Origin of the sequence: Cellulomonas sp. (genome assembly GCF_965229465.1) — a bacterium.
Taxonomy (GTDB): domain Bacteria; phylum Actinomycetota; class Actinomycetes; order Actinomycetales; family Cellulomonadaceae; genus Cellulomonas.
This window is the reverse complement of sequence record NZ_OZ245882.1, coordinates 649,438-673,670: the sequence shown is the minus strand read 5'-3', so window position 1 is coordinate 673,670 and position 24,233 is coordinate 649,438. Positions and strand designations below refer to the sequence as shown.

Genomic DNA, 24,233 nt, shown 5'->3' with positions numbered 1-24,233 from the left:
CGTCCGAGCAGATACGGGTCAGAGCCCGCATCTGCTCGGACGCTGTGTCAGGAGACCCGCTCGACGACCATCGCCATGCCCTGGCCGCCGCCGACGCACATGGTCTCCAGCCCGAACGTCGCGTCCCGGACCGCGAGGCCGTGCAGGAGCGTGGTGGTCAGCCGGGCGCCGGTGCTGCCGAACGGGTGGCCCACCGCGATCGCGCCGCCGTGCACGTTGAGCTTGTCGTGGTCGATCCCCAGCGCGCGGGCCGACGGGAGCACCTGTGCGGCGAACGCCTCGTTGAGCTCGACCAGGTCGATGTCGTCGATCGTCAGCCCCGCGCGGGACAGGGCCATCAGCGAGGCGTCGACCGGTCCGAGGCCCATGATCTCCGGCGACAGGCCGCTGACCGCGGTGGACACGATGCGCGCGAGCGGGGTCAGGCCGAGCTCGTCGACGATCCGGTCGCTGACGACCACCACCGCGGCGGCGCCGTCGTTGAGCGGGCAGCAGTTGCCGGCCGTGACCGTGCCGTCGGGCCGGAACACCGGGTTCAGGCCGGCCAGCGACTCCACCGTCACACCGGCGCGAGGTCCGTCGTCGGCCGACACGACCGTGCCGTCCGGCAGGGTCACCGGGGTGATCTCGTCGGCCCAGAACCCGTCGGCCAGTGCCTTCTCCGCGCGGTTCTGGGACAGGGCGGCGAACTCGTCCTGCTGGCGCCGCGTGGTGCCGGTGAGCGCGGCGACGTTCTCCGCCGTCTGGCCCATCGCGATGTAGGCGTCGGGGAGCAGTCCGCTCTCGCGCGGGTCCGTCCACGGGTCGGCGGAGACGGCCCGCGCGGCCGTGCGTCCCACCGCCTCCGCGAACCGGGGGTTCTCCAGCGAGACCCCGGGGATGTAGTCGCTGTTGCCGATGGCGGACCGGCTCACGCACTCGACGCCGGCCGAGACGAACACGTCGCCCTCGCCGGCCTTGATCGCGTGGAACGCCATGCGGGTGGTCTGGAGCGACGACGAGCAGTACCGGTTGACCGTGGTGCCCGGGACCGAGTCGAGGCCGAGCAGCACGGCGACGATCCGGGCCATGTTCATGCCCTGCTCGCCGCCGGGCATGCCGCAGCCGAGCAGCAGGTCCTCGACGCGGCCGGGGTCGAGCGACGGCACCTGCGCGAGCGCGGCACGCACCATCGACGCGGCGAGGTCGTCGGGCCTCATCGAGGCGAGGGACCCCTTGAACGCGCGGCCGATGGGGGAGCGGGCGGTCGCGACGATGTACGCCTCGGCCATCAGACGAACGCCGCGATGCCGGTGATGGCACGCCCCACGATCAGGTGGTTCATGTCCTTGGTGCCCTCGAACGAGTACACGGCCTCGGCGTCGGCCATGTAGCGCGCGACGCCGTGGTCCAGCTGGATGCCGTTGCCGCCGAGTGTCTCGCGGCACAGCGCCACGGTCTCGCGCATTGCGGTGGTCGTGTACGCCTTGGCCAGCGCGGAGTGCTGGTCGCCCTGCCGGTCCTGGTCGCCCAGCTGGGAGGCCCGGACGCACAGGGCGATGCTCGCGGTGATGTTGCCCAGGCAGCGGGCGAGCCGGTCCTGGACCAGCTGGAAGGACGCGATCGGCTTGCCGAACTGCTCGCGCTCCAGGGCGTACTTCACGGTGGCCTCGTACGCGCCGACGGCCACCCCGACCGCCTGCCACGCGACCTCGGCCCGGGTCAGGCGGAGCACGGTCGCCACGTCGCGGAACGAGTGGATGTTCGGCAGCCGGTCGGCCTCGTCCACGATCACCCCGTCCAGCAGGATGTCCGCGTTCTGCACCGACCGCAGCGCCTGCTTGCGCTCGATCTTGGTGGCGGTGAACCCCGGCGTGCCGCGGCGCACGATGAACCCCTTGACCTGGTCGTCGGCGGTGTCCCGCGCCCAGATGACCGTGAGGTCCGCGAACGTGGCGTTGCCGATCCAGCGCTTGGCGCCGTTGAGCACCCAGGTGTCGCCGGTGCGGTGCGCGGTGGTGCGCAGGCCGCGGGCGGTGTCGGAGCCGGACAGCGGCTCGGTGAGGCCGAAGGCGCCCACCAGCTCGCCGCGGCTCATCGGCGGCAGCAGCTCGGCGCGCTGCTCCAGGGAGCCGCCGACGCCGATCGCGCCCATGGTCAGCCCGTTCTGCACGCCGATGAACGTCGAGAAGCCTGCGTCGACCCGGGAGAGCTCGAGGGCGACCCAGCCGCGGTAGACCGCGCTGTTCTCGAAGCGGACCGTCTCGGGCCACATCGGACCGAGCATCCCGAGCCGTCCGATGTCCGGGATGAGGTGCACGGGGAACTCGGCCCGGTCCCAGTAGTCGTCCGCGATCGGCCGGACCTCGGTCTCCAGGAACTCCCGGATCTCCATCACGTGCTCGTTCTCGACCGGCGTCAGCAGGTCCTGGAAGGAGTAGAAGTCGCTGGTCAGCAGCGCGTGGGTCACGTCGGTCTGGGTCACGTCATGGCTCCGCTCGTCGATCGGCTCTGATCTCGTTCCGAGTCTGCATCATTTTCGTAGATGTTGCATACCCCCCGCCGGCACGGAGTAGGTTGCCGCCATGACGAACCTCGACGTCATCGAAGACGGGCTCGGACGCATCGGCACCCGCGTCGCGCCCTCGTGGCTGTCGCAGCGGCTGGAGGACGCCGAGCACCCGGAGGCGGTGCGGGCGTTCGTCGCGGCCCGCGAGACGTTCATCGAGGGGGCGCGCATCGACATGGGGCGCCTCGCGACCCGGCTCGGCGTCGACCGGACCTCGCTGTTCCGCTGGGTGGGCAACCGCGACGCGCTCCTCTCGGAGGTTCTCTGGTCGCTGGCCGTCCCCACGCTGGAGCAGGCGGAGGCCGCGACGCGCGGCACGGAGGGTGCCGCCCGGGTGGCGGCGGTCCTCACGCACTTCGCTCGCGACCTGATCACCGCCGACTACTTCCGGGGCTTCCTGCGGCGCGAGCCGGCGCGTGCCCTGCGGCTGCTGACCACCAAGGAGAGCGACATCCAGCGGCGGTACGTCGCAGTGGTCGAGGCGCTGGTCCGGCAGGAGCTGGGCGAGCAGCCGTTCGGCGGGGCGGTCGGCGCGCGCGACCTGGCCTACCTGCTGGTGCGCGTCTCGGAGTCGTTCACCTACGCGGACCTCATCACGGGCGACGTGCCGAGCGCCGAGCGGGCGCGGGCCGCGTTCGAGCTGGTGCTGCGGCCATGACCTACCCGCATCGCGCCGCGTTCTCGACGAGATGGAACGACAACGACGTCTACGGGCACCTCAACAACACCGTCTACTACGAGGCGATGGACACGACGATCAACGTCTGGCTCATGACCTCCGCCGGGCTCGACCCGTCCGCCGGGGAGCCGATCGGCGTGTGCGTGTCGTCGTCGTGCGAGTTCACGGCGTCGGCCGCCTTCCCGGAGGCACTCGAGGTCGGGCTGCGGGCCGGCCGGCTCGGGACGAGCAGCGTCACCTGGGAGCTCGGCATCCTGCGCGGCGGGGAGCTCATCGCAGAGGGCAGGTTCGTGCACGTGTTCGTCGACGACGCGACGCGCCGCCCGGTCCCCATCCCCGCGCAGATCCGAGCGGCCATCGAGCGCGACCTGGTCGTCTGATCGGGTAGCATACCGACCGGGCGGTATGACGAGGTGCCTCCCGGAGAGGCGGTCGACGATGACCCGACGCATGCCGGACCCGCCCGGGCTGGACGTGGCGCGACTCGAGGCCTACCTGAGGCGTGAGCACCCGGCCACGGTGCACGACGGTCCGCTGTCGGCGCGGGTGATCGCCGGAGGGCGCAGCAACCTCACCTACCGGGTCGACGGCGGTGCGAAGCCCCTGGTCGTCCGCAGGCCGCCGCTCGGGCACGTCCAGACCACCGCGCACGACATGGCCCGCGAGTACCGGGTGATCTCGGCGCTGCGCGGGTCGCACGTGCCGGTGCCGCCGCCGGTCGCGCTGGTGGAGGACCCGGCCGCGGGCACGGGCACGGTGTTCTACGTCATGGACCTCGTCGAGGGTTCCGTGCTGGCCCACCAGGCGCAGAACACGACCTACACCGCCGACGAGCTGCGTGCCGTGAGCCTCGAGCTGGCCACGCTGCTGGCGGAGCTGCACGCGATCGACCCGGCGGACGTCGGCCTCGCGGACCTCGGGCGGTCCGACGGCTACCTCGACCGGCAGCTGCGACGGTGGCGGACCCAGCTGGACGGGTCGCGCTCGCGGCCGGTGCGCAGCCTCGACGACCTGCAGGAACGGCTGGCCGAACGCGTGCCGACGACGCGACGCAGCAGCATCGTGCACGGCGACTACCGGCTGGACAACGCGCTCGTCGGGGGAGCCGTCCCGCACATCACCGCGATCCTCGACTGGGAGATGGCCACCCTGGGTGACTCGGCGGTGGACCTCGGCATGCTCGGCCTCTACTGGCACATCCGCGGCATCGCCGGAGCCGAGGGGGTCGCGCCCAGCGCGGTCGACCCCGCCGCGGGCTACCCGGAGTTCGACGAGCTCGTGGACACCTACTGCACCCGCCTGGGCACCAGCGTGCCGGAGCTCGGCTGGTACCGGGCGTTCGCCGCGTACAAGCTCGCGGTCATCCTTGAGGGGATCCACTTCCGGTTCCTCGGCGGGGACACCGTCGGGGAAGGGTTCGACCGCATCGGGGGGCTGGTGGAGCCGCTCGCCGACGAGGGCCTGGCGCAGCTGGCGGGGGTGCGCTGATGGACTTCGCACCCGACGCAGTGACGGTCGACATGGTCGCGCGCACGCAACGGTTCCTCGACGAGCACGTCTACCCCGCCGAGCCGGTGCTGGAGGCCGAGCTGGCGGCGACGCCGACCGGGTGGGGGACCAGGCCCGTGGTCCGGCGGCTCCAGGGGCTGGCCAGCGAGCAGGGCCTCTGGAACCTCTTCCTGCCGAGCGTCCTGACCAACCTCCAGTACGCCCCCGTCGCCGAGCTCACCGGCCGCAGCCCGCGCCTGGCCCCGGCGGCGTTCAACTGCGCCGCTCCGGACACCGGCAACATGGAGCTGCTCACGCAGTTCGGCACGCCCGAGCAGAACGAGCAGTGGCTGGAGCCGCTCCTGGACGCCGAGATCCGGTCCGCGTTCTGCATGACCGAGCCGGACGTGGCCTCGTCGGACGCCTCGCAGATCGCCACCCGCATCGTCCGCGACGGCGACGAGTACGTGATCACCGGCCGCAAGTGGTGGTCCACGGGCGCCATGAACCCCGACTGCGCGCTCCTGGTGGTCATGGGTGCCACGGACCCGTCGGCCGAGCGGCACCGTCGCCAGAGCATCGTGCTGGTGCCGCGGGACGCTCCTGGGGTGCGGATCGTGCGGCCGCTGACCGTGTTCGGCTACGACGACCGCGACCACGGCGGGCACGCGGAGATCGTGTTCGAGGACGTGCGCGTCCCGGTCGCCAGCATCCTGGCCGGCGAGGGCGAGGGGTTCGCCATCGCGCAGGCCCGCCTGGGCCCGGGGCGGATCCACCACTGCATGCGCTCGCTCGGCATGGCGGAGCGAGCGATGGACCTGGTCGTGGAGCGTGCGACGTCTCGCACCGCGTTCGGGAAGCGCCTGGCGGACCAGGGGGTGGTGCGCGAGTGGGTGGCCGAGTCGCGGCTCCAGATCGAGGCCCTGCGCCTCCTGGTGCTCAAGACCGCCTGGCTGATGGACACGGTCGGCAACCGCGCGGCCATGACCGAGATCCAGGCCATCAAGATCGCGGTCCCGCGGGCCGTGCAGCAGATCCTCGACCGCGCCATCCAGCTGTTCGGCGCGGCCGGCCTGTCCGGCGACCAGCCGCTGGCCGAGATGTTCGCCGCCGCCCGGGCCCTGCGCCTGGCGGACGGTCCGGACGAGGTCCACCTCGCCTCTCTCGGGCGAGCCCAGCTCACGAAGGGAAAGTGACATGACTGATCAAGCCCTCGACGGCGCGGGCTGCGCCAGCCTGTCCGTCGCGGCGATCCTCGCCGAGACCGCGCACCGCACCCCCGACCGCACCGCGTTCCTCCTGGGCGACCAGGTGGTCCGCTACGGCGAGCTGTGGGACCAGACGCGGTCCTACGCCGGTGCCCTGCGGGCTCGTGGCGTCGGGCCGGGCGACCGCGTCGCGATGCTCGTGCCGAACGTGCCCGACTTCGCCCGCGTCTACTACGGCGTGCTGGCGCTGGGTGCGGTCGTCGTACCGGTCCACCTGCTGTTCAAGGCAGACGAGATCGAGTTCGTCCTGCGCGACTCCGGCGCCACGGTCCTGGTCGCGGCGGCGCCGATGCTCGCCGAGGCGGCGCCCGCGGCGGCACGGGTCGGCATCCCTCTGCTCACCGTGCTGGTCTCCGACGGCATGGCGGTCCCCTTCCCCCGGCTCGAGGACGAGGCGGCAGCGGCGGACCCGATCGACCGGTACGAGTCCGTGCACCCGATCAGCGCCGCGACGATCCTCTACACGAGCGGCACCACGGGCCGGCCCAAGGGGGCGGTCGGCTCGCACCTGTCGATCGTCGAGCAGGTGCACGTCGCGCTCATCGACCTGTTCGACATGCGGCGCGACGACGTCGTCTTCGGCGGGCTCCCGCTCTTCCACACGTTCGGGCAGGTCTCGGTGATGAACACCGCGTTCCGCCGCGGCGCCGCCGTGATCCTGCTGCCCAAGTTCGACCCGGACCAGGCGCTCGCGCAGATGGTCCACCACGGCGCCACGGTGTTCACGGCGGTCCCGACCATGTACATCGGCCTCATCCAGGCCGCCGCGCGCAGCACGGACCGTCCCCCTCTGCGCTACGCGGTGTCCGGCGGTGCGGCGCTGCCGGTGGCGGTGCTCGAGGCGTTCTCCCGCGACTTCGGCGCCGAGGTGCACGAGGGGTACGGGCTGACCGAGACGTCGCCGGCCGTCGCGTTCAACCGCGTCGGCGAGCCGATCCGGCCCGGCACCGTCGGGCGACCGCTGTGGGGCGTCGACATCGCGATCGCGGACGCGAACCTCGACGACCGGGTCGTGCCCCTCCCCACCGGCGAGCTCGGCGAGATCGTGGTCCGCGGGCACGCCCTGTTCAAGGGCTACCTGGGCAACCCCGAGGCGTCGGCCGCCGCGGTGGTGGACGGCTGGTTCCGCACCGGTGACCTGGGCACCATGGACGCCGACGACATCGTGACGATCGTGGACCGCAAGAAGGACATGATCGTGCGCAACGGCTACAACGTGTACCCGAGCGAGGTCGAGGACGTGATGATGCGGCACCCCGCGGTCGCGTTCGCGGCGGTGTTCGGGCTCCCCGACGAGGCGCGCGGCCAGGAGGTGCACGCCGCGGTGGTGCTGCTCGACGGGCACGAGGCCACGCCCGAGGAGCTGGTGGCGTTCACCCAGGAGCGCATCGCGGCCTACAAGTACCCCCGCGTCGTGCACCTGGTCGACGCCCTGCCCCTCGGCGGGAGCGGCAAGGTGCTCAAGCGCGAGCTGGTGGCGCAGTTCGCGCAGGAACCCGTCGAAGCCTGAGACGCAGACCGGAGGCCCGGCCCCTCGTGGGGACCGGGCCTCCGGTGCGTGCGGGGCTCAGGCGGTCGGGATGCCGTCGCCCTCGAGCGCCACCGGCTCGCCCGTGTACGGCACGACGTCCCCGTCGCCGCCGTCCGTGGTGAACACGTCGCCGACGTAGTCCTGGACGCCCTGGTCCACCGCGGTGATGCCCACGCCCTCGAACGCGGCGTGGCTGTCCTTGGAGAAGCTCAGCGGCACGATGCCGTTGCCGGTCAGGGCTCCCACCTCCAGGGCGTCGAGCACGCTCTCGCGCGTCGGGTCGTCGCCTGCCTTGGCGAGCGCCTGCGCGAACAGGTACCCGACCGACATCCCGAACACGGTGTTCCCGCTGAACTGCGCGCCGCCGTTGTACTCGTCGTTGATCTCCCGGAACAGGGCGACCCACTCGTCGTCCGGGCTGAACGGCAGGTAGTTCGAGCTGACGAAGCCCTGGAGCAGCAGGGGCGCGACGTCCTCGCCGAGGTAGCCCACCAGCGTCGGGTAGTCGCCGCCGGACGACGACGACACCCACTGCGCCTGGTACTTCATCTTGGCGGCGGTGCCGAGCGCCAGGGCCGTGAACCCGTTGACGGTGGCCAGGAAGTTGACCTCGCAGCCGGCCGCCTGCATGGCGCCGATCTGCGCGACCACGTCCTGCACCGACACGGAGTAGGTCTGCGTCGAGGCGAGCCCGTCCGCGCCGAGCACGGCGATCAGCCCCGTGGTGAAGTCGGTGCCGAAGTCGTCGTCCTGGCCGAGCACGCAGTACGTCTTGCCCGGCCAGGTCTCCTTCGCGTAGGTGGCCAGCGCCTTGGCCTCGACGATGTAGCTGGCGTTGTACGCGAACGTCCACGGGTACGTGCCCGGCTGGTCCCACTTGGGGCTGCCGGAGGCGACGAACAGGTCCGGCACCTCGTTCTCGTTGAGGTAGTCGACCACCGACGAGTGCGTGGGGGTGCCCAGGCCGTTGAGGACCGCGAACACCTCGTCCTCCTGCACGAGCTCGCGCACGACGGTCTGCGTGGTGGCCGGGTTGTAGCCGTCGTCCTTGACCACGTACTCGATGCTGCGGCCGTTGATCCCGCCGTTGTCGTTGACGTAGTCGAAGTACGCCTTCGTCGCCGCCGAGATGGACGAGTAGCCCGCGGCCGCCGGCCCGGTGAGCGGCGTGTGCGTGCCGACCGTGATCGTGTCGTCCGTGACGCCGGGCGACGCCTCGGGGGTGGAGCAGGCGGACAGGCCCGCCGCGGCGAGAGCCGCGACGGCCAGCACGGCGGGGACGGACCGGGAGCGCTGTGACATCGGTGTCACCTCTGTTCTTCGGTAGGGACGAGGACCTTGCGCGGAGCGGGTTCTTCGATCAGGCGGGGTGCGGCTGGGAGGCGCCGACGGCGCCGGGTGAGCAGGCCGCGCAGCCCCTCCGGGGCCACCGCCATGACGGTGATGAGCAGCAGCCCGAAGACGAGGACCGCGAGGTTGCCGTCTAGCCGCTGGGAGGCATCGGCAGGCATGCCCGCCGTGAGCCGGCCGATGAGCCAGGGCAGGAGCACGATCACGGCCGAGCCGAGCGCCGCGCCGAGGATGCTGCCCAGCCCGCCGATCACCACGGCGACGACGAGCAGGAGCGAGAAGCCGACGGTGTACGCGCCCGGGCTCACGGCCTGGGCCACGAAGCACAGGACCGCCCCGCCCAGCCCCGCGGCGACCGAGCTGGCCGTGAACGCCATGACCTTCACGCGTCCCGCAGGGATGCCGCTGAGCCGCGCGGCGACCTCGTCGTCACGGACCGCCTGCATCCGCAGCCCGAACCGCCCGCCGCGCAGGACGGTCAGTGCGGTCACGACGACGGCCGCGACGACGACCGCCACCATCGCCTGCCACTGCTCGAGCGCGATGACCCGGCGCAGTGCGTCGGGCGTCCCCTCGAACGCGGTCTGCACCCCCTGGTCGCCGTGCAGCACGGTGGACCAGGTGGAGGCGACCGCGGGCAGGGCGACGACGACGGCGAGCGACAGGCCGGCCAGGTACGGCCCGGACAGGCGCGCGGCGGCCAGCCCGAGCAGGAGACCGACGACCGCGCTCGCGGCCGCACCGGCGAGCAGCGCGATGACGAAGCGCGCGGCCCCCTCGAACGGCAGGGCGTTGCTGGTCAGGGCGTACCCGTACCCGCCGACCGCCATCAGGGCCGCGTGCCCGAGGGACAGCTGCCCGGTGGCGCCGACGAGCACGGTGAGCCCCGCCGCCGCGCACAGGTACGCGGCGACGAGGGCGAGCTGGTAGTTGCGGAACGGGTCGAGCGCGAACGTGCCCAGCAGGGCGACCGCCGTCCAGCCGGCCGCGAGCGCCAGCGTGCGGACGAGCGGTCGCTGCCCCGGCAGGCGCTGGCGGCGGTTCATGCGTGCCTCGCTGCCGCGGCCGCGAACAGGCCCGCCGGTCGGAGCAGGAGCACCAGCACCAGCAGCGCCAGGACCGCGAGGGGTACCAGCCCGGCGCCGAGGTACCCGGTCACCAGGCTCATCGCGACGCCGACCACGACCCCGCCGACCAGGGCACCGACCGGGGAGTCCAGCCCGCCGACCACCGCGACCGTGAAGCCCAGGACGAACAGCGAGTCGGTGGCGTGCGGGTTCAGGCCCAGGCTGGTCGGCACCAGGAGCAGCGCCGCGAGCGAGCCGACGACGCTGGACAGCACCCAGCCGATGGTGACGGTGCGTGAGACCCGGACTCCCAGCAGCCGCGACACCTCGGGGGCGAACGCGGCAGCACGCATCTGCAGCCCGAGCGAGGTCCACCGGAAAAGGACGGCCAGCACCACCATGACCACCACCGCGGTGACCAGCACGAACAGGTCGTACGGTGACAGCAGGGGCACTCCGCCGACGAGCACCGCGCTGTCGTCGAACGGGACGCGCATCGGCCGGTACTCCGGGCCGAAGACGATCCCGAGGGCGGACTGGAGCACCATCACCAACCCGATCGCCAGGATGACCCCCGACAGCGGCGAGCGGGGCGACGCGAACCGCATCACCCCGCGCTCGACGGCGAACCCGAGGAGCGCCCCGGACAGGAGCGCGGCCAGCAGCCCCAGCCAGTAGCTCCCGGTCAGGGAGGTCACCTCGAACGCGACGTAGGTGCTGACCACCGCCATCGCGCCCTGCGCGAAGTTGATGACGCGCGCGCCGCGCCAGATGAGCACGAGGGCGAGCGCGAACAGAGCCAGGACGGCGCCGCGCGCGAGGCCGGTGCCCAGGAGGAAGACCAGTCGGTCCATCAGAACCCCAGGTAGGCGTGGCGGAGGCGGTCGTCGGCGGCGAGCTCGTGGGCGGGCCGGGACGCCACGACCTCACCGAGACCGAGCACGACGCCGTGGTCGGCCACCGACAGCGCGCCGACCACGTTCTGCTCGGCGAGCAGGACGGTGAGCCCGGTCCGGTCGGCCAGGCCGCGCAGGACGCCCATGATCTGGGCGACCACGCGGGGGGCCAGCCCCAGCGACGGCTCGTCGAGCAGCAGGACCGTGGGACGCGCGACCAGCGCCCGGCCGAGCGCGAGCATCTGCCGCTCCCCGCCGGAGAGCTGGTGGCCGGCGTGGTTCCTGCGTCGCGCCAGCGGCTCGAACAGCGCGTAGACCTCGGCGATCGCCGCTCTCCGGTCGGCCCCGCGCCACAGCCCGCCGAGCCGCAGGTTCTCGTCCACGGTCAGCTCGGCCACCACGCCGCGACCTTCGGGCACGTGCGCGAGCCCGGTCCGGACCCGGTCCTCGACGCTCACCCCCGCCAGGTCCCGGCCGGCCAGCCGGACGGAGCCACGGGTCGGCGGAACCAGCGCGCTGAGGGTGCGCAGCAGGGTCGTCTTGCCCGCCCCATTGGCCCCGACGAGCGCCACGATGCTGCCCGCCGGCACGTCGAGGTCGACGTCCCGCAGCACCGGCGCGCCGCCGTACCCGACCGTGAGGCCCCGGACCTCGAGCAGCGCGCTCACGACGCCGTCACCTCGATCCCCAGGTAGGCCTCGTCGACGGCGGGGTCGCCGGCGACCTCGTCGGGCGTGCCGGACGCGATCACGCGGCCGAAGTCGAGCACCACCACGCGGTCGCACACGCCCATGACGAAGTCGACGTGGTGCTCCACCAGCAGCACGGCGCAGCCCGTGGCCGCGGTGCGGCGGACCAGGACGCCGAGGGCCGCGATGTCGTCGGTGCCGAGCCCGCCGGCCGGCTCGTCGAGGAGCAGCAGGCTGGGCTCGGCGACCAGGGCCCGGGCCAGCGCGACCTTCTTCTGCTCCGGGTAGGGCAGGTCCCCGACGGGTCGGTCGGCGTGCTCCGCGAGTCCGAGGTCGGAGAGCTGTCGCTGGGCGTCGGCCCCGGGGTCGTGGGCGCCCAGCCGGCCGGCCAGCACGTTCTCGCGGACCGTGAGGCCGCGGAACAGCCCGAGCCCCTGGAGCGTGCGGGCGACACCGCGCCCGGCCAGTCGCGTCGGGTCGGGGGCCAGCGGCCGTCCGCCGACCGCGATGCTGCCCGCGCTGGGGCGGACCAGGCCGCAGACCGCGTTGAAGAGCGTCGTCTTGCCCGCGCCGTTGGGTCCGATGAGCCCGACGACCTCGCCCTCGTCGACGTGCAGCGAGACGTCGTCCAGGGCCGCGATGCCGCCGAACCGCACGCTGAGGCCGTCGACGGCGAGGCGCGGGGCGCCCTGTCGGGGTGGGCTGGTCACGGGAGACATCGGCACCTCTTCGTGTCGGTGAGGACGAACGTACAACAGAAACCGACCGGACGGTATGTCCTTCTGAGCACAGTTCTGTCACGGTCGTGCGGGGTCGGTCAGGAGTGCGGGAGGCCCGCGATCATGCCGCCGTCGACCACCAGCTCCGTGCCCGTGGTGTAGGCCGAGGCGTCGGACGCGAGGAAGACCACGGTGCCCGCGACATCGGCCGGGAGCGCCGGTCGGCCGAGGGGGATGGGTGTCGCGGTGGGGTCCAGGCGTGCGGTCATCGGGGTGAGCACGAAGCCCGGGTGCACGGAGTTGACCCGGATGCCGTCACGGCCCAGCTCGACCGCCAGCGACTTGGTCAGGCCGCGGACGCCGAACTTCGACGCCACGTACCCGTGCAGGTGGTCGCCGCCGCGCATGCCCTCGACCGACGAGATGTTGATGATCGACCCGCGCCCGGCTGCCTTCATCGCCGGCACCACGGCCTGCGCGCCCAGGAACACCCCCGTGAGGTTGACCGCGATGACGGCCTCCCACTTGGCGAGCGGGTAGTGGTCGATCGGTCCGGCGTTGGCGATGCCCGCGTTGTTGACCAGCACGTCGACCGCGCCGAAGGTGGCGAGCGTCCGGTGCACCGTCGCGGCCCAGCTCTCCGGCGACGTGACGTCCAGGTGCACGGCCAGCGCCCGGTCGCCCAGCTCGGCCGCGAGCGCGGCGGCGGCGTCGTCGACCAGGTCCGCGATCACCACGCTCGCCCCGGCCGCGTGCAGGGCGCGCGAGAACGCCGACCCGAGCCCTCCGGCCGCGCCGCTGACGATCGCGACGCGTCCGTCGAGCGTGCTCACGAGACCCGCACCACGAGGCGCCCGGTGGTGCTGCCGTCGGCGAGCCGCTGCACCGCCGCGGGGGCGTCCTCGAACGCGACGACCTCGCCGACGACGGGCCTGATGCGCTCCTCGTCGACCAGCCGGGTGAGCTCGGCGTGCGCGGCGTCCACCAGATCGGGGCGGCGTTGCGCGTAGAGGGCCCAGTGCAGGCCCAGCACGCCGTAGTTCTTCACCAGCGCGTGCCCGGCGTTGACCGCCTGGATCGTCCCGCCCGCGAAGCCGACCACGACGATCCGGCCCTCGAACGCGATGCACTTCGTGGACTGCTCGAAGACGGCCCCGCCGACGGGGTCGAACACGACGTCGGCACCCGCACCCGCGGTCTCGGCCTTGACGACCGCCACGACGTCCTGCGTTGACCGGTCGATCACGACCTCCGCGCCTGCCCTCCGCGCGACCTCCGCCTTGGCCGCGTTGCCGACCACGCCGATCACGCGCGCGCCCGCGGCGGCTCCGAGCTGGACGGCGGCGGTGCCGACCCCACCGGCGGCCGCGTGCACGAGCAGGGTCTCGCCGGGCTGCAGGGCCGCGCGGCGGTGCAGGCCGAACCAGGCGGTCTGGTAGCCGATGGTCAGCGCGGCGGCCTCGGCGTCGTCCAGCGCGGCCGGGGCCGGGAACACCTCGCGCTCGTCGAGCACGGCCAGCTCCGAGAGGACGCCGATCCGGGAGCCGACGACGCGGTCGCCGAGCGCCACGCGGGACACCCCGTCGCCGAGGGCGACCACCTCTCCGCACAGCTCGATGCCGGGGGAGAAGGGCAGCGGTGGGCGCACCTGGTACTCGCCGCGGGCGAGCAGCACGTCGGGGAAGTTCACGGCGACCGCGCGCACCCGGACGAGCACCTGCCCCGGGCCGGGTGTCGGATCGGCCACCTCGGCGAGCTGGAGGACGTCTGCCGGCTCGCCGTGCCGGGTCACGTGCCAGGCGCGCACGGCGGTCAGGCCTTGATCGCGACGAGGAAGAGGTTCGTCAGCTGCTGCGCGAGGACCCCCTTGTCCTCGGCGCCCTCCGGGGAGTACCAGTTCGACAGGTAGTGGACGTCCGCGAAGAAGTGCGCGACGAGCACCGCGCGGGGGATGTCGGTCCGGTAGAGCTTCTCCTCCTGGCCGCGCTCGATGAGGCCCGCGAACACGTCGTGGTACTGCCGGCGTCGGCGGGTGACCTCCTTCTGGCGCGGCTCGGAGAGCATGTGGACGCTGCGGAAGAAGACGGTGCCCTCGGGCAGGAAGTCGATCGACGTCTCGACCACGTCGACGCACACGTCGTGCAGGGTCTGCGCGGTCGAGGTCCCGCGGCCGACGAGCTCCTCGAGGTGGTTCGTCTGGAGCGTCAGCATCCGCTCGTAGATCGAGAAGAGGAGGTCGTCCTTCGACTCGAAGTAGTGGTACATCGCGCCCTTGGTGACGCCGGCCGCCTCGACGATCTGCTGCACCGAGGTGTTGGCGTACCCCTGGGTGGAGAACAGGTCGACGGCGGCCCGCGTGATGTCGTCGACGACGCTGGACGTGGCCATGGTGGTGCCTCTCTCGTGTGCGACTAGCCGACGGCGACGGCACTCGCGCCGCCGTCGATGGTGAGCGTATGGCCGGTGATCCAGGCGGCGTCGTCGGACAGCAGGAACGCGACCGGGCCGGCGACGTCCTCGGGCTCACCGATGCGGCCGAGCGGGTAGACCGCGGCGAGCCTCGCCTCGCGGTCGCCCTCGTACAGCGCCTGCGCCAGCCGCGTCCGGACGACGGCGGGGGCCACCGCGTTGACCCGGATACCGGGCGCCAGCTCGACCGCGAGCTGCTGCGTGAGGTTGAGCAGCGCGGCCTTGGAGACGCCGTAGAACGCGACGCCCGGGCTGGCCGACAGGCCTGCCACCGAGCCGGTGTTCACGATCGAGCGGCGCAGCCCGGCCGCGACGGCCGAGCGCGTCCAGTCCAGGGCCGCCACGACGTTCACGTCGAGGATCTTGCGCACGACGGAGCTCTCGATCTCCAGCGTCGGGCCGTAGGCGGGGTTGATCCCGGCGTTGTTCACCAGGTGGTCCAGGCCGCCGAAGCGGTCGCGCACGAGGGCGAAGACGTCGGCGCGGTGGTCCTCGTCGTCGGCCCTGCCCGCGACGCCCACCGCGTGTCCTTCGGAGATCGCGTCGAGCCGGGCGATCGCGGCCGTCAGCGACTCCGGCTTGCGCCCGGTGATCACGACCGTGGCACCCTCGGTGACCAGGCGTTCCGCGACGGCCAGGCCGATCCCACGGCTGGCCCCCGTGATCAGGGCGACCCTGCCCTCGAACCTGCGCATGCCCGCTCCTTCGATACCGACTGTTCGGTATGCCGCCAGACAGTAGCGCATCGGCGCGGTGCTTTATCTGACGCTGCGTCAGATAGGCTCCTCGCATGGATCTCGTCTACCACCTGCTCGTCGTCCTCCACCTGCTCGGCTGGGCCATCGTGCTCGGCGGCACGCTGGTCAACCTCCGCACCCCGAAGATCGCCACCGGCGTCCTGCACGGCATCCTCACCGCGCTGGTCACCGGCATCGCCCTGGCCGGCATCGCGTCGGCGGGGCTCGCCGGGCACGAGCCCGACACCACCAAGATCGCCGTCAAGCTCGTCGTCGCGGTCGTCGTCACCGTGCTGGTCGTGCTCGGCGTGCGCAAGCCGTCGCGCGTGACCACCGGCTACCTCGGCGCGATCGCCGGCCTGACGGCGCTGAACGTCGCGATCGCGGTGCTCTGGCGCTGACGTTACTGTCCACCCCGTGAACTCCGTCGGTGACCTCCTGGTCGGGCTCGTCGTGCTGGTCGGGCTCTTCGGGGTCGTCGTCCAGGTGCTGCCCGGCGGTCTGCTCGTCGCTGGGGCGGTCATCGTGTGGGGCGTGGTCACCGGGGGAGTCGCGGGCTGGACGGTCGTCGCGATCACCGTCGTGGTCACGGCGCTGGCGTTCGTCGGCAAGTACCTGCTGGCGGGCCGGCACCTCAAACGGGCGGGCGTGCCGTCGTCCACGCTCGTCTGGGGCGGGATCGCGGGCGTCGTCGGGTTCTTCGTCATCCCCGTCGTGGGGCTGTTCGTGGGGTTCGTGCTCGGGATCTACCTCGCGGAGTGGCTCCGGTCGCGCGAGCCCCGGCCGGCCTGGCGGGCCACCGTCGCGGCGCTCCAGGCCACGGGCCTGACCATCCTCGTCGAGCTCGCCGCGGCACTCGTCGCCACGGGTGCGTGGCTCACCGCCCTCGCCCTCACCTGACCGGGCGCGTCCACAGCCCAGCACGGGAATGTCGGTTCCGGCGCCTATCCTGAGGCTGCCATGACGTCGCTCTTCGAGAACCTCTCCCTGCCCCTGCCGGGCGCCTCGGCAGACCCCTCCGGCGACGCCGCGGCCGAGGCTGCCGCCGCCCGCCGCCGAGCAGAGGCCGACGCCCTGCTCAAGGGCCTCAACCCGCAGCAGCGCGAGGCCGTGCTGCACCAGGGCGGCCCGCTGCTCATCGTCGCCGGCGCGGGATCGGGCAAGACGCGGGTGCTGACCAACCGCATCGCGTACCTGCTGGCCACGGGGCGGGCCCGCGCGGGCGAGGTCATCGCCATCACGTTCACCAACAAGGCCGCCGCGGAGATGCGCGAGCGCGTCGAGAGCCTGGTCGGCCCGGCCGCCGGTCGCATGTGGGTGTCCACGTTCCACTCGGCGTGCGTCCGGATCCTGCGCCGTGAGGCCGCGACCCTGGGCCTGCGGTCCAGCTTCTCCATCTACGACTCGGCCGACTCGCAGCGCCTGCTCACCCTGGTGGCGCGCGAGCTCGACCTCGACGCCAAGCGGTACCCCGCCAAGGCGATGGCGAACAAGATCTCCTCGCTCAAGGACGAGCTGGTGGACCCCGAGACGTTCGCGGCGACGTCCGGCAGCGGTGCCGCGAACGACTTCGACACCGCGCTGGCGCAGGTCTACACGCGCTACCAGGCCCGGCTGAAGCAGGCGCACGCGCTCGACTTCGACGACCTGATCATGACCACCGTGCACCTGCTGCGTGCGTACCCCGCCGTCGCCGAGCACTACCGGCGCCGGTTCCGGCACGTGCTGGTCGACGAGTACCAGGACACCAACCACGCCCAGTACGCGCTGGTGCGTGAGCTGGTGGGTTCCTCGCGCGGGATCGTCGACGACTCCACGGACATGGAGCTCCCGCGCGGCGAGCTCACGGTCGTCGGCGACGCGGACCAGTCGATCTACGCGTTCCGCGGGGCGTCCATCCGCAACATCCTCGAGTTCGAGGTGGACTACCCGGACGCGCGGACCATCCTGCTCGAGCAGAACTACCGGTCCACGCAGACCATCCTGTCGGCCGCCAACGCGGTGATCAGCCGCAACCCCGGGCGGGAGAACAAGCGCCTCTGGACCGACTCCGGCGCGGGCGCACAGATCGTCGCCTACGTGGCGGACACCGAGCACGAGGAGGCGCGGTTCGTCGCGGAGGAGATCGACCGGCTGGGCGACTCCGACGGGGTCCGGCCCGGTGACGTCGCCGTGTTCTACCGCGCCAACGCGCAGTCCCGCGCGCTCGAGGAGGTGCTCATCCGCGTCGGCCTGCCGTACAAGGTGGTCGGCGGCACCCGGTTCTACGAGCGCAAGGAGATCAAGGACGCGGTCGCGTACCTGCGCGCGCTGGACAACCCCGACGACGACGTGAGCGTGCGCCGCATCCTCAACGTGCCCAAGCGCGGGCTGGGGGACCGGTCGGAGGCCATGGTCGCCTCCTTCGCGGAGCGCGAGCGCATCTCGTTCGGCGCCGCCCTCGACCGGCTCGACGAGGTCCCCGGCCTCGGCACGCGCGCGATCACGGGTCTGTCGGCGTTCGCCTCGATGATGGCCGACCTGCGGACGCTGGCGTCGACCGCCGGCCCCGCCGAGGTCCTCGGCGCGATCCTCGACCGGTCGGGCTACCTCGCGGAGCTTCGGGCTAGCGACGACCCGCAGGACGGCTCCCGGGTGGAGAACCTGGCCGAGCTGCACGCCGTCGCGTCCGAGTTCGAGCAGAGCGATCCCGAGGGGGTTCTCGCCGACTTCCTCGAGCGCGTCTCGCTCGTCGCGGACTCCGACCAGATCCCGGACGACGACGGCGGGGACGGCGACGGCGCGTCCCGCCCGGACCCCGGGGTCGTCACGCTGATGACCCTGCACACCGCCAAGGGCCTCGAGTTCCCGGTCGTGTTCCTCACCGGCATGGAGGACGGCACGTTCCCGCACCTGCGGTCGCTCTCCGACTCGCAGCAGCTGGAGGAGGAGCGCCGGCTGGCGTACGTCGGGCTGACCCGCGCGCGCGAGCGGTTGTACATCTCGCGGGCAGCCGTTCGTACGGCGTGGGGCGTGCCCAACGAGTTCCCGCCCAGCCGCTTCCTGGACGACCTGCCGGACGAGCTCATCGACTGGCGCCGGCGGGAGTCGTCGACCTCGCAGCTGCGCGGCGGGTGGGGCTCGGGCTACGGGTCGTCGGGCGGAGGCGGCGGTTACCGGGCGTCGTCGGCGCCGCGGACCGAGCGCAAGACGCTGCCGTCGACGGGCGCCACGTTCGGGTCGGCCACCCCGCGGCCCGAGTCCGCGATCCCGCAGCTGGCGATCGGCGACCGCGTCACGCACGACTCGTACGGCCTGGGCACGGTCATCGGGCTCGAGGGTGCGGGTCCGAACGCCGTGGCCAAGGTCGACTTCGGCACCGACGGCACCAAGCGCCTGCTGCTCCGGTTCTCGCCGGTCACCAAGCTCTGACACGCGGCCTGCGCCCGCCAACGGCGCAGGCTGCCCGGCGCGATCACCGTCATCCCACCGGGACGTCGGCCCAGGTCGCGGCGACCGCCTCGTGGACGCGGTCGGCGCCGACCCCGAGCGAGCTGAGCACGCGGGCAGCGGGCGTGTCGTCGAGGCGCACGACCGCCAGGAGCAGATGGCCCGTGTCGATCCGCCGGTGCTTGTAGCGCAGGGCCTCCCGCAGCGCGATCTCGAGCAGCTTCTTGGCCGAGGTCTCGAACGGCAGGTGCCCGGACGGGCTGTGTGCCGGTCGCGCGTCGAGCGCACCCGGACCGAACGACGCCTCGACCTGCGCGCGCACGGCCTCCAGGTCGATGCCGACGCCGGCGAGCGCGTCGGCGTCGATGGCGCCCGGCGGCAGCGTGCGGACCGCCGCGAGCACGGCATCGTGGCCGACGCCCAGCCGGTCCAGCGCCCGTGCGGCGATCGTGTCGGGCGTACGGACGATGCCCAGCAGCACGTGCTCGGTCCCCACCCGGTCGGCACCGAGCGCGCGGGCCTCCTCCTGAGCCTGGACGACCGACTCGCGGGCGTCCTTGGCGAACCTCTCGAACATCAGCCAACCCTCTTCCCGTGCTTCTTGTGGACCGCCTGCCGCGAGACGCCCAGGGCGTCGGCGACCTGCTGCCAGGACCAGCCGAGCCGGCGGGCGCGCTCGACGTGCAGCGCCTCCAGCCGGTCGGCGAGCGCGCGCAGCGCCCGGACGGCCCGCAGGCCCTCGGCAGGTTCGGCAGCACTCGCGGCTGCGGTCATGAGCTCATCGGACATGCCGTCAACCTACGTTGACGCATGGAGCCATGTCAACTCGCATTGACAGCGAAGGAGGAAGAGGTCAGGGGTGGGGGATCACCTGGGGGTGGGCCAGGTCGCGGTTGTCGATGACCACCGTGGCGCGGGACGCGGGCCGGCAGGCGGCCAGGTAGCGGCGCTGGCCCTCGACGTAGCGGGTGTTCGCGGGGTGGGTGGGGTCCGGCGAGCAGCCGTCGCGGACGGCCATCCGCGCGAACGTCTCGGCGAAGTCGACGTCGAGGTAGACCGACAGGTCCCACCACGCGGCCAGCTCGTCGCGGTGCAGGAAGATCCCGTCGACCACGAGGACGGTGCGGTCGGTGCCGGCCTCGCGGGGCAGGTGCAGGGGGTTGTCGGTCGCGACGTCACGCACCGCCCGCCGGAAGCGCCGGGAGCCGCCCGGCGCGAACGGCTCCAGCACCTGCGTCCGCAGCGCGTCGTAGTCGTACGAGTCCGCCCAGAACCCCTCGGGGGAGTGCCGGCCCTGGCGGTAGCGCTCGTCGCGGGGACGGTGGAAGCCGTCGACGCAGACGCGCACGACGTCCCGGCCCTCGCGACGCAGGTCGGCGGCCAGCTCGTCGGCGAACGTGGTCTTGCCGGCGCCGTCCATGCCGTCGACCCCGACGAGGACGGGACGGCCGAGCGCGCGGGGGTCGGGGATGCGGCCTGTCACCTCACGCACGACGGCGAGGCGGGCGACCGACGCCGTGGGCGCCGTGTCCGACGGGGCGCTCACCGCGACCGACGCCGGGACGCCGACGAACCGCCGGGATCGAGCGTTGCAGCGACGTGCGTCACCGGGTCCATGCGGGCGAACGTAGCGGAACGTCCGGTTTGTCGGGAAGGGTTCGGGGACGCGTCGGGGAGAAACCGTGAAGAACGAGCGTTGCGCACGCCACATCTGTCGATGTGAAGAGATCTCCACCCGGCGGCTACCATCGACCGGGGCGTTTCGGCCGCACCGAGGCCGTCGAACGCCGGTTGATGAGAGGACCCAGACCAGGTGGACCTGTTCGAGTACCAGGCACGTGACATCTTCGAGAAGCACGGCGTTCCCGTGCTCGGCGGCGTGGTCGCCACGACTCCCGAGGAGGCCCGCGCCGGCGCGGAGCAGCTCCTGGGCGGTCAGCCGGGAGTCGTGGTCGTCAAGGCTCAGGTCAAGGTCGGCGGCCGCGGCAAGGCCGGCGGCGTCAAGCTGGCCCGGTCGGCGGACGACGCGGCCGAGAAGGCCACCGAGATCCTCGGCATGGACATCAAGGGCCACACGGTCCACCGCGTGATGATCGCGGCCGGCGCGAAGATCGCGACGGAGTTCTACTTCTCCCTGCTGCTCGACCGCTCCGAGCGCCGCTACCTGGCGATGTGCTCGGTCGAGGGCGGCATGGACATCGAGCAGCTGGCCGTGGAGCGTCCCGACGCCCTCGCCAAGGTGGCCGTCGACCCGCGCACCGGCATCGACCAGGCCAAGGCCGACGAGATCGTCCGCGCCGCCGGGTTCGACGCCGAGATCGCGCCCAAGGTCGCGGCGGTGCTCCAGACGCTCTGGACGGTCTACCGCAGCGAGGACGCCACCCTGGTCGAGGTGAACCCGCTGGTCCTCACCGAGGACGGCGAGATCGTCGCGCTCGACGGCAAGGTCACGCTCGACGAGAACGCCTCCTTCCGGCACCCGGAGCACGCCGAGCTCGAGGACGCCGCCGCGGCGGACCCGCTCGAGGCGCGTGCCAAGGAGAAGGACCTCAACTACGTCAAGCTCGACGGCGAGGTCGGCATCATCGGCAACGGCGCCGGGCTCGTGATGAGCACCCTCGACGTCGTCGCGTACGCCGGCGAGGCGCACGGTGGCGTGAAGCCGGCCAACTTCCTGGACATCGGTGGCGGCGCCAGCGCCGAGGTCATGGCCGCGGGCCTGGACATCATCCTCACGGACCCGCAGGTCAAGGCGGTGTTCGTCAACGTCTTCGGCGGCATCACGGCGTGCGACGCCGTCGCCAACGGCATCGTGGCCGCCCTCGAGATCCTCGGCGACGAGGCCTCCAAGCCGCTGGTCGTGCGCCTGGACGGGAACAACGTGCTCGAGGGCCGTCGGATCCTGGCCGAGGCCGGCCACCCGCTGGTCACCATCGCGGACACGATGGACGGCGGCGCCGACAAGGCGGCCGAGCTCGCCCACGCCGCGGCCTGAGACCGTCGACCCACACAGACGAGAGAGAAGCAGACACTCACATGGCGATCTTCCTGACCGAGGCATCCAAGGTCATCGTCCAGGGCATGACGGGTTCCGAGGGCCAGAAGCACACCACCCGCATGCTCGCGTCCGGCACGTCCGTCGTCGGCGGGGTCAACCCGCGCAAGGCGGGCACCTCGGTCACGTTCGGTGACGGGGACACGGCGACCGACGTCCCCGTGTTCGGCACCGTGGCCGAGGCCATGGACGCCACGGGTGCGGACGTGTCCGTCGTCTTCGTGCCGCCGGCCCACACCAAGGCCGCGGTCGTCGAGGCGATCGACGCCGGCATCCCGCTCGTCGTCATCATCACCGAGGGCGTCCCGGTGGCCGACACCGCCGAGTTCTTCGCGCTCGCGCTGGACAAGGGCGTGCGGCTCATCGGCCCCAACTGCCCCGGCCTGATCAGCCCCGGAAAGTCCAACGTCGGCATCATCCCGGCGGACATCACGGGCCCGGGCCGCATCGGCCTGGTGTCCAAGTCGGGCACGCTGACCTACCAGATGATGTACGAGCTGCGGGACCTCGGGTTCTCCACGGCCATCGGCATCGGCGGCGACCCCATCATCGGCACCACGCACATCGACGCGCTCGCGGCGTTCGAGGCGGACCCCGACACCGAGGTCATCGTGATGATCGGTGAGATCGGCGGCGACGCCGAGGAGCGTGCCGCGGCGTACATCGCCGAGCACGTCACCAAGCCCGTCGTCGGCTACGTCGCCGGCTTCACGGCGCCCGAGGGCAAGACGATGGGCCACGCCGGCGCCATCGTCTCCGGCTCGTCGGGCACCGCGCAGGCCAAGAAGGAGGCCCTCGAGGCCGCGGGCGTCAAGGTCGGCAAGACGCCGTCCGAGACGGCCGTCCTGGCGCGCCAGCTGTTGAGCTAGCACCGCTGACCTCGTTCGACTCTCGGCCCCGGTGAGCCAGCGCTCGCCGGGGCCGACGTGTCTCACCCGACAGCCGACGCGCCGCGTGGGGTTCGGCGCTCGGGCGGGCCCGGCGGCGACGATGGCACGGTGAGCACCACCGGCCCCCGCACGGGGGGAACCCCCGTCGTCGACCGTCGCCGTCGCCGCACCCTCGTCGACGAGCCCGCACCGACCTTCTTCACCAGCGCGCTCGACGGCGCCCCGCGCTGGGTCGCCGGCGTGCTGTCCGCGCTCCAGGCGGCCCTCCTCTCGTTGCTCGTGCTGGCCCTGCCGGCGGTCGCGGCCTACGTCGCCACCTCGGCCGACCCCTCCAACAGCGGGATCGGCTGGTTCCGCTCCGTGGGCGTCGGGTCCGCCCTCTGGCTCCTCGGGCACGGCGTGCCGGCCCACGTCGGCCCCGTCGTGGTGTCCCTGGTCCCGCTCGGCGTCACCGCGATCGCGCTCTTCGTCTGCTACGCGTCGGCCCGTCGGTCCGGCCTGGCCACCTGGTCGTCCTACGCCGCGGGCGTCGGGACGTACGTGCTGGTGACGGTCGTCGTGGCGCTGCTGTCCGGGGGCTCGCCCGGGCGTGCGTTCGTCGGGGGCGCGCTGGTCTCCGCCGTCGGGTTGGGCGCCGGTCTGCTGGCTCGCCCGGAGGCGCCGTCGCCGCGGACCCTTGCCCGTCCCGTGTGGTCCCGGTGCCCGGCGCCCCTGCGCACCGGTGGCGTCGGGGGCGTCCTTGGTGCAGCCGCTCTGGTGCTCGTCGCCACCCTGGTGACCACCCTGTGGGTCCTGGCGGGCCGGGCCACCATCGGGGACGTCGTGCGCGGGCTCGGTCTCGATGCCGTGGGCGGCGTCGTGCTGGCGGTCGCCGAGCTGGCCTACCTGCCCAACCTGGTCGTGTGGGCGCTCGCGTGGCTCACCGGCGCCGGCTTCGCGGTGGGTGAGGGGACGCACTTCGGACCCGACGGGGTCGTCGGCGGTGCCCTGCCGGCGGTCCCCATGCTCGGTGCGCTCCCGGCACCCGACGTCGCAGGTCCGGCGACGAGCCTGGTCCCGCTCGTCGTGGTGGCCGTGGGCGCGCTCGTCGGCTGGTACGTCCACCGTCGGCTGGTGGCTCAGCGGTGGTGGGACGCGATGCTGGCCTGCGCCGCCGCCGGGGTGACCGCCACGGTCCTGGTCGCGGTGCTGGTGACGGCGGCGAGCGGCGGCATCGGCCCCGACCGGCTGGCGCACGTGGGGGCTCACGGCGCCGTGGTGGGGCTCCTGGCGGGCGCGGGGGTGCTCGTCGGGGCGTGCGCGGTGGCGCTCCCTGGGGACCGTCTGCTGCGCGCCGAGATCGGGCGGTCGGCACGACGGATGCTAGGTCGGGGTGCCGGGGACGGCGCCTGACGGCGTGCGCGACGCACGTCCCGGTG

The 24,233-nt window shown here is 72.7% G+C and carries 25 protein-coding genes; 11 read left to right on the top strand and 14 right to left on the bottom strand.

Features of this window, described 5'->3' with window-relative positions; translation table 11 throughout:
- Positions 1–47: 47 nt before the first annotated feature.
- Positions 48–1,271, bottom strand: coding sequence for an acetyl-CoA C-acetyltransferase (locus tag ACO06A_RS03095; protein ID WP_421734626.1), 1,224 nt, complete (start codon positions 1,269–1,271; stop codon positions 48–50).
- Positions 1,271–2,464 (bottom strand): acyl-CoA dehydrogenase family protein, encoded by a 1,194-nt coding sequence (locus ACO06A_RS03090; protein ID WP_421734625.1) that lies wholly within the window; start codon positions 2,462–2,464, stop codon positions 1,271–1,273. The genes ACO06A_RS03095 and ACO06A_RS03090 overlap by 1 nt, the downstream gene beginning before the upstream one ends.
- A gap of 100 nt (positions 2,465–2,564) precedes the next feature.
- Here ACO06A_RS03090 and ACO06A_RS03085 point away from each other — a divergent pair, with 100 nt between their 5' ends.
- The 5 genes from ACO06A_RS03085 to ACO06A_RS03065 are packed head-to-tail and all read left to right on the top strand — an operon-like array spanning position 2,565 to position 7,493.
- On the top strand, positions 2,565–3,206 hold the full coding sequence (locus tag ACO06A_RS03085) for a QsdR family transcriptional regulator (RefSeq protein WP_421734624.1): 642 nt from the start codon (positions 2,565–2,567) through the stop codon (positions 3,204–3,206).
- Positions 3,203–3,607, top strand: coding sequence for an acyl-CoA thioesterase (locus tag ACO06A_RS03080; RefSeq protein WP_421734623.1), 405 nt, complete (start codon positions 3,203–3,205; stop codon positions 3,605–3,607). The genes ACO06A_RS03085 and ACO06A_RS03080 overlap by 4 nt, the downstream gene beginning before the upstream one ends.
- 58 nt (positions 3,608–3,665) lie before the next feature.
- Entirely contained in the window at positions 3,666–4,715 is a 1,050-nt protein-coding gene (locus ACO06A_RS03075; protein ID WP_421734622.1) for a phosphotransferase family protein, read from the top strand.
- Positions 4,715–5,911: an acyl-CoA dehydrogenase family protein gene (locus ACO06A_RS03070; protein WP_421734621.1), complete on the top strand. Its 1,197-nt coding sequence runs from the start codon at positions 4,715–4,717 to the stop codon at positions 5,909–5,911. The genes ACO06A_RS03075 and ACO06A_RS03070 overlap by 1 nt, the downstream gene beginning before the upstream one ends.
- A gap of 1 nt (position 5,912) precedes the next feature.
- Positions 5,913–7,493 carry a long-chain-fatty-acid--CoA ligase gene (locus ACO06A_RS03065; protein WP_421734620.1) on the top strand — a complete coding sequence of 527 codons (1,581 nt, stop codon included), beginning with the start codon at positions 5,913–5,915 and terminating at the stop codon, positions 7,491–7,493.
- Positions 7,494–7,550: 57 nt separating this feature from the next.
- Here the strand turns inward: ACO06A_RS03065 and ACO06A_RS03060 are convergent, their stop codons facing one another.
- The 9 genes from ACO06A_RS03060 to ACO06A_RS03020 all read right to left on the bottom strand — a co-directional run bounded on the left by ACO06A_RS03060 (position 7,551) and on the right by ACO06A_RS03020 (position 15,399).
- Positions 7,551–8,816 (bottom strand): ABC transporter substrate-binding protein, encoded by a 1,266-nt coding sequence (locus tag ACO06A_RS03060; RefSeq protein ID WP_421734618.1) that lies wholly within the window; start codon positions 8,814–8,816, stop codon positions 7,551–7,553.
- Positions 8,817–8,821: 5 nt separating this feature from the next.
- Entirely contained in the window at positions 8,822–9,910 is a 1,089-nt protein-coding gene (locus ACO06A_RS03055) for a branched-chain amino acid ABC transporter permease (protein ID WP_421734617.1), read from the bottom strand.
- A complete protein-coding gene (locus ACO06A_RS03050) occupies positions 9,907–10,785 on the bottom strand; it encodes a branched-chain amino acid ABC transporter permease (protein WP_421734616.1) in 879 nt (292 codons plus the stop codon). Before ACO06A_RS03050 ends, ACO06A_RS03055 begins: the two co-directional genes overlap by 4 nt.
- Positions 10,785–11,495: an ABC transporter ATP-binding protein gene (locus tag ACO06A_RS03045; RefSeq protein ID WP_421734615.1), complete on the bottom strand. Its 711-nt coding sequence runs from the start codon at positions 11,493–11,495 to the stop codon at positions 10,785–10,787. The genes ACO06A_RS03050 and ACO06A_RS03045 overlap by 1 nt, the downstream gene beginning before the upstream one ends.
- On the bottom strand, positions 11,492–12,235 hold the full coding sequence (locus ACO06A_RS03040) for an ABC transporter ATP-binding protein (RefSeq protein WP_421734614.1): 744 nt from the start codon (positions 12,233–12,235) through the stop codon (positions 11,492–11,494). The genes ACO06A_RS03045 and ACO06A_RS03040 overlap by 4 nt, the downstream gene beginning before the upstream one ends.
- Before the next feature lie 98 nt (positions 12,236–12,333).
- Entirely contained in the window at positions 12,334–13,068 is a 735-nt protein-coding gene (locus tag ACO06A_RS03035) for an SDR family NAD(P)-dependent oxidoreductase (RefSeq protein ID WP_421734613.1), read from the bottom strand.
- Positions 13,065–14,042 carry an NADPH:quinone oxidoreductase family protein gene (locus ACO06A_RS03030; RefSeq protein WP_421734612.1) on the bottom strand — a complete coding sequence of 326 codons (978 nt, stop codon included), beginning with the start codon at positions 14,040–14,042 and terminating at the stop codon, positions 13,065–13,067. The genes ACO06A_RS03035 and ACO06A_RS03030 overlap by 4 nt, the downstream gene beginning before the upstream one ends.
- A gap of 5 nt (positions 14,043–14,047) precedes the next feature.
- Positions 14,048–14,623, bottom strand: a complete 576-nt coding sequence (locus tag ACO06A_RS03025) for a TetR/AcrR family transcriptional regulator (RefSeq protein ID WP_421734611.1) — start codon at positions 14,621–14,623, stop codon at positions 14,048–14,050.
- A gap of 23 nt (positions 14,624–14,646) precedes the next feature.
- On the bottom strand, positions 14,647–15,399 hold the full coding sequence (locus ACO06A_RS03020) for an SDR family oxidoreductase (protein ID WP_421734610.1): 753 nt from the start codon (positions 15,397–15,399) through the stop codon (positions 14,647–14,649).
- A gap of 95 nt (positions 15,400–15,494) precedes the next feature.
- On the opposite strand from ACO06A_RS03020, the gene ACO06A_RS03015 reads away from it, so the two are divergent.
- Genes ACO06A_RS03015 through pcrA form a run of 3 tightly spaced genes read left to right on the top strand, consistent with a single transcriptional unit; the run spans position 15,495 to position 18,852 of the window.
- Positions 15,495–15,842: a hypothetical protein gene (locus tag ACO06A_RS03015; protein WP_175348111.1), complete on the top strand. Its 348-nt coding sequence runs from the start codon at positions 15,495–15,497 to the stop codon at positions 15,840–15,842.
- A gap of 16 nt (positions 15,843–15,858) precedes the next feature.
- Entirely contained in the window at positions 15,859–16,341 is a 483-nt protein-coding gene (locus ACO06A_RS03010; protein ID WP_421734609.1) for a DUF456 domain-containing protein, read from the top strand.
- A gap of 60 nt (positions 16,342–16,401) precedes the next feature.
- Positions 16,402–18,852, top strand: coding sequence for a DNA helicase PcrA (gene pcrA / locus ACO06A_RS03005; protein ID WP_421734608.1), 2,451 nt, complete (start codon positions 16,402–16,404; stop codon positions 18,850–18,852).
- 49 nt (positions 18,853–18,901) lie between these two features.
- Here pcrA and ACO06A_RS03000 read toward each other — a convergent pair whose 3' ends face one another.
- The 3 genes from ACO06A_RS03000 to ACO06A_RS02990 all read right to left on the bottom strand — a co-directional run bounded on the left by ACO06A_RS03000 (position 18,902) and on the right by ACO06A_RS02990 (position 20,416).
- Entirely contained in the window at positions 18,902–19,447 is a 546-nt protein-coding gene (locus ACO06A_RS03000; RefSeq protein ID WP_421734607.1) for a Clp protease N-terminal domain-containing protein, read from the bottom strand.
- A complete protein-coding gene (locus ACO06A_RS02995; protein WP_315095337.1) occupies positions 19,447–19,659 on the bottom strand; it encodes an RNA polymerase subunit sigma-70 in 213 nt (70 codons plus the stop codon). The genes ACO06A_RS03000 and ACO06A_RS02995 overlap by 1 nt, the downstream gene beginning before the upstream one ends.
- A gap of 64 nt (positions 19,660–19,723) precedes the next feature.
- On the bottom strand, positions 19,724–20,416 hold the full coding sequence (locus ACO06A_RS02990; RefSeq protein WP_421734606.1) for an AAA family ATPase: 693 nt from the start codon (positions 20,414–20,416) through the stop codon (positions 19,724–19,726).
- 267 nt (positions 20,417–20,683) lie between these two features.
- Between ACO06A_RS02990 and sucC the strand changes: the two genes are divergently transcribed.
- The 3 genes from sucC to ACO06A_RS02975 all read left to right on the top strand — a co-directional run bounded on the left by sucC (position 20,684) and on the right by ACO06A_RS02975 (position 24,207).
- A complete protein-coding gene (gene sucC, locus ACO06A_RS02985) occupies positions 20,684–21,865 on the top strand; it encodes an ADP-forming succinate--CoA ligase subunit beta (protein ID WP_421734605.1) in 1,182 nt (393 codons plus the stop codon).
- Positions 21,866–21,906: 41 nt separating this feature from the next.
- Complete coding sequence (gene sucD / locus ACO06A_RS02980) at positions 21,907–22,794, top strand: succinate--CoA ligase subunit alpha (protein WP_421734604.1); 888 nt, start codon at positions 21,907–21,909, stop codon at positions 22,792–22,794.
- A 129-nt stretch (positions 22,795–22,923) separates the two neighbouring features.
- Positions 22,924–24,207 carry a DUF6350 family protein gene (locus ACO06A_RS02975; RefSeq protein WP_421734603.1) on the top strand — a complete coding sequence of 428 codons (1,284 nt, stop codon included), beginning with the start codon at positions 22,924–22,926 and terminating at the stop codon, positions 24,205–24,207.
- Positions 24,208–24,233 lie beyond the last annotated feature (26 nt).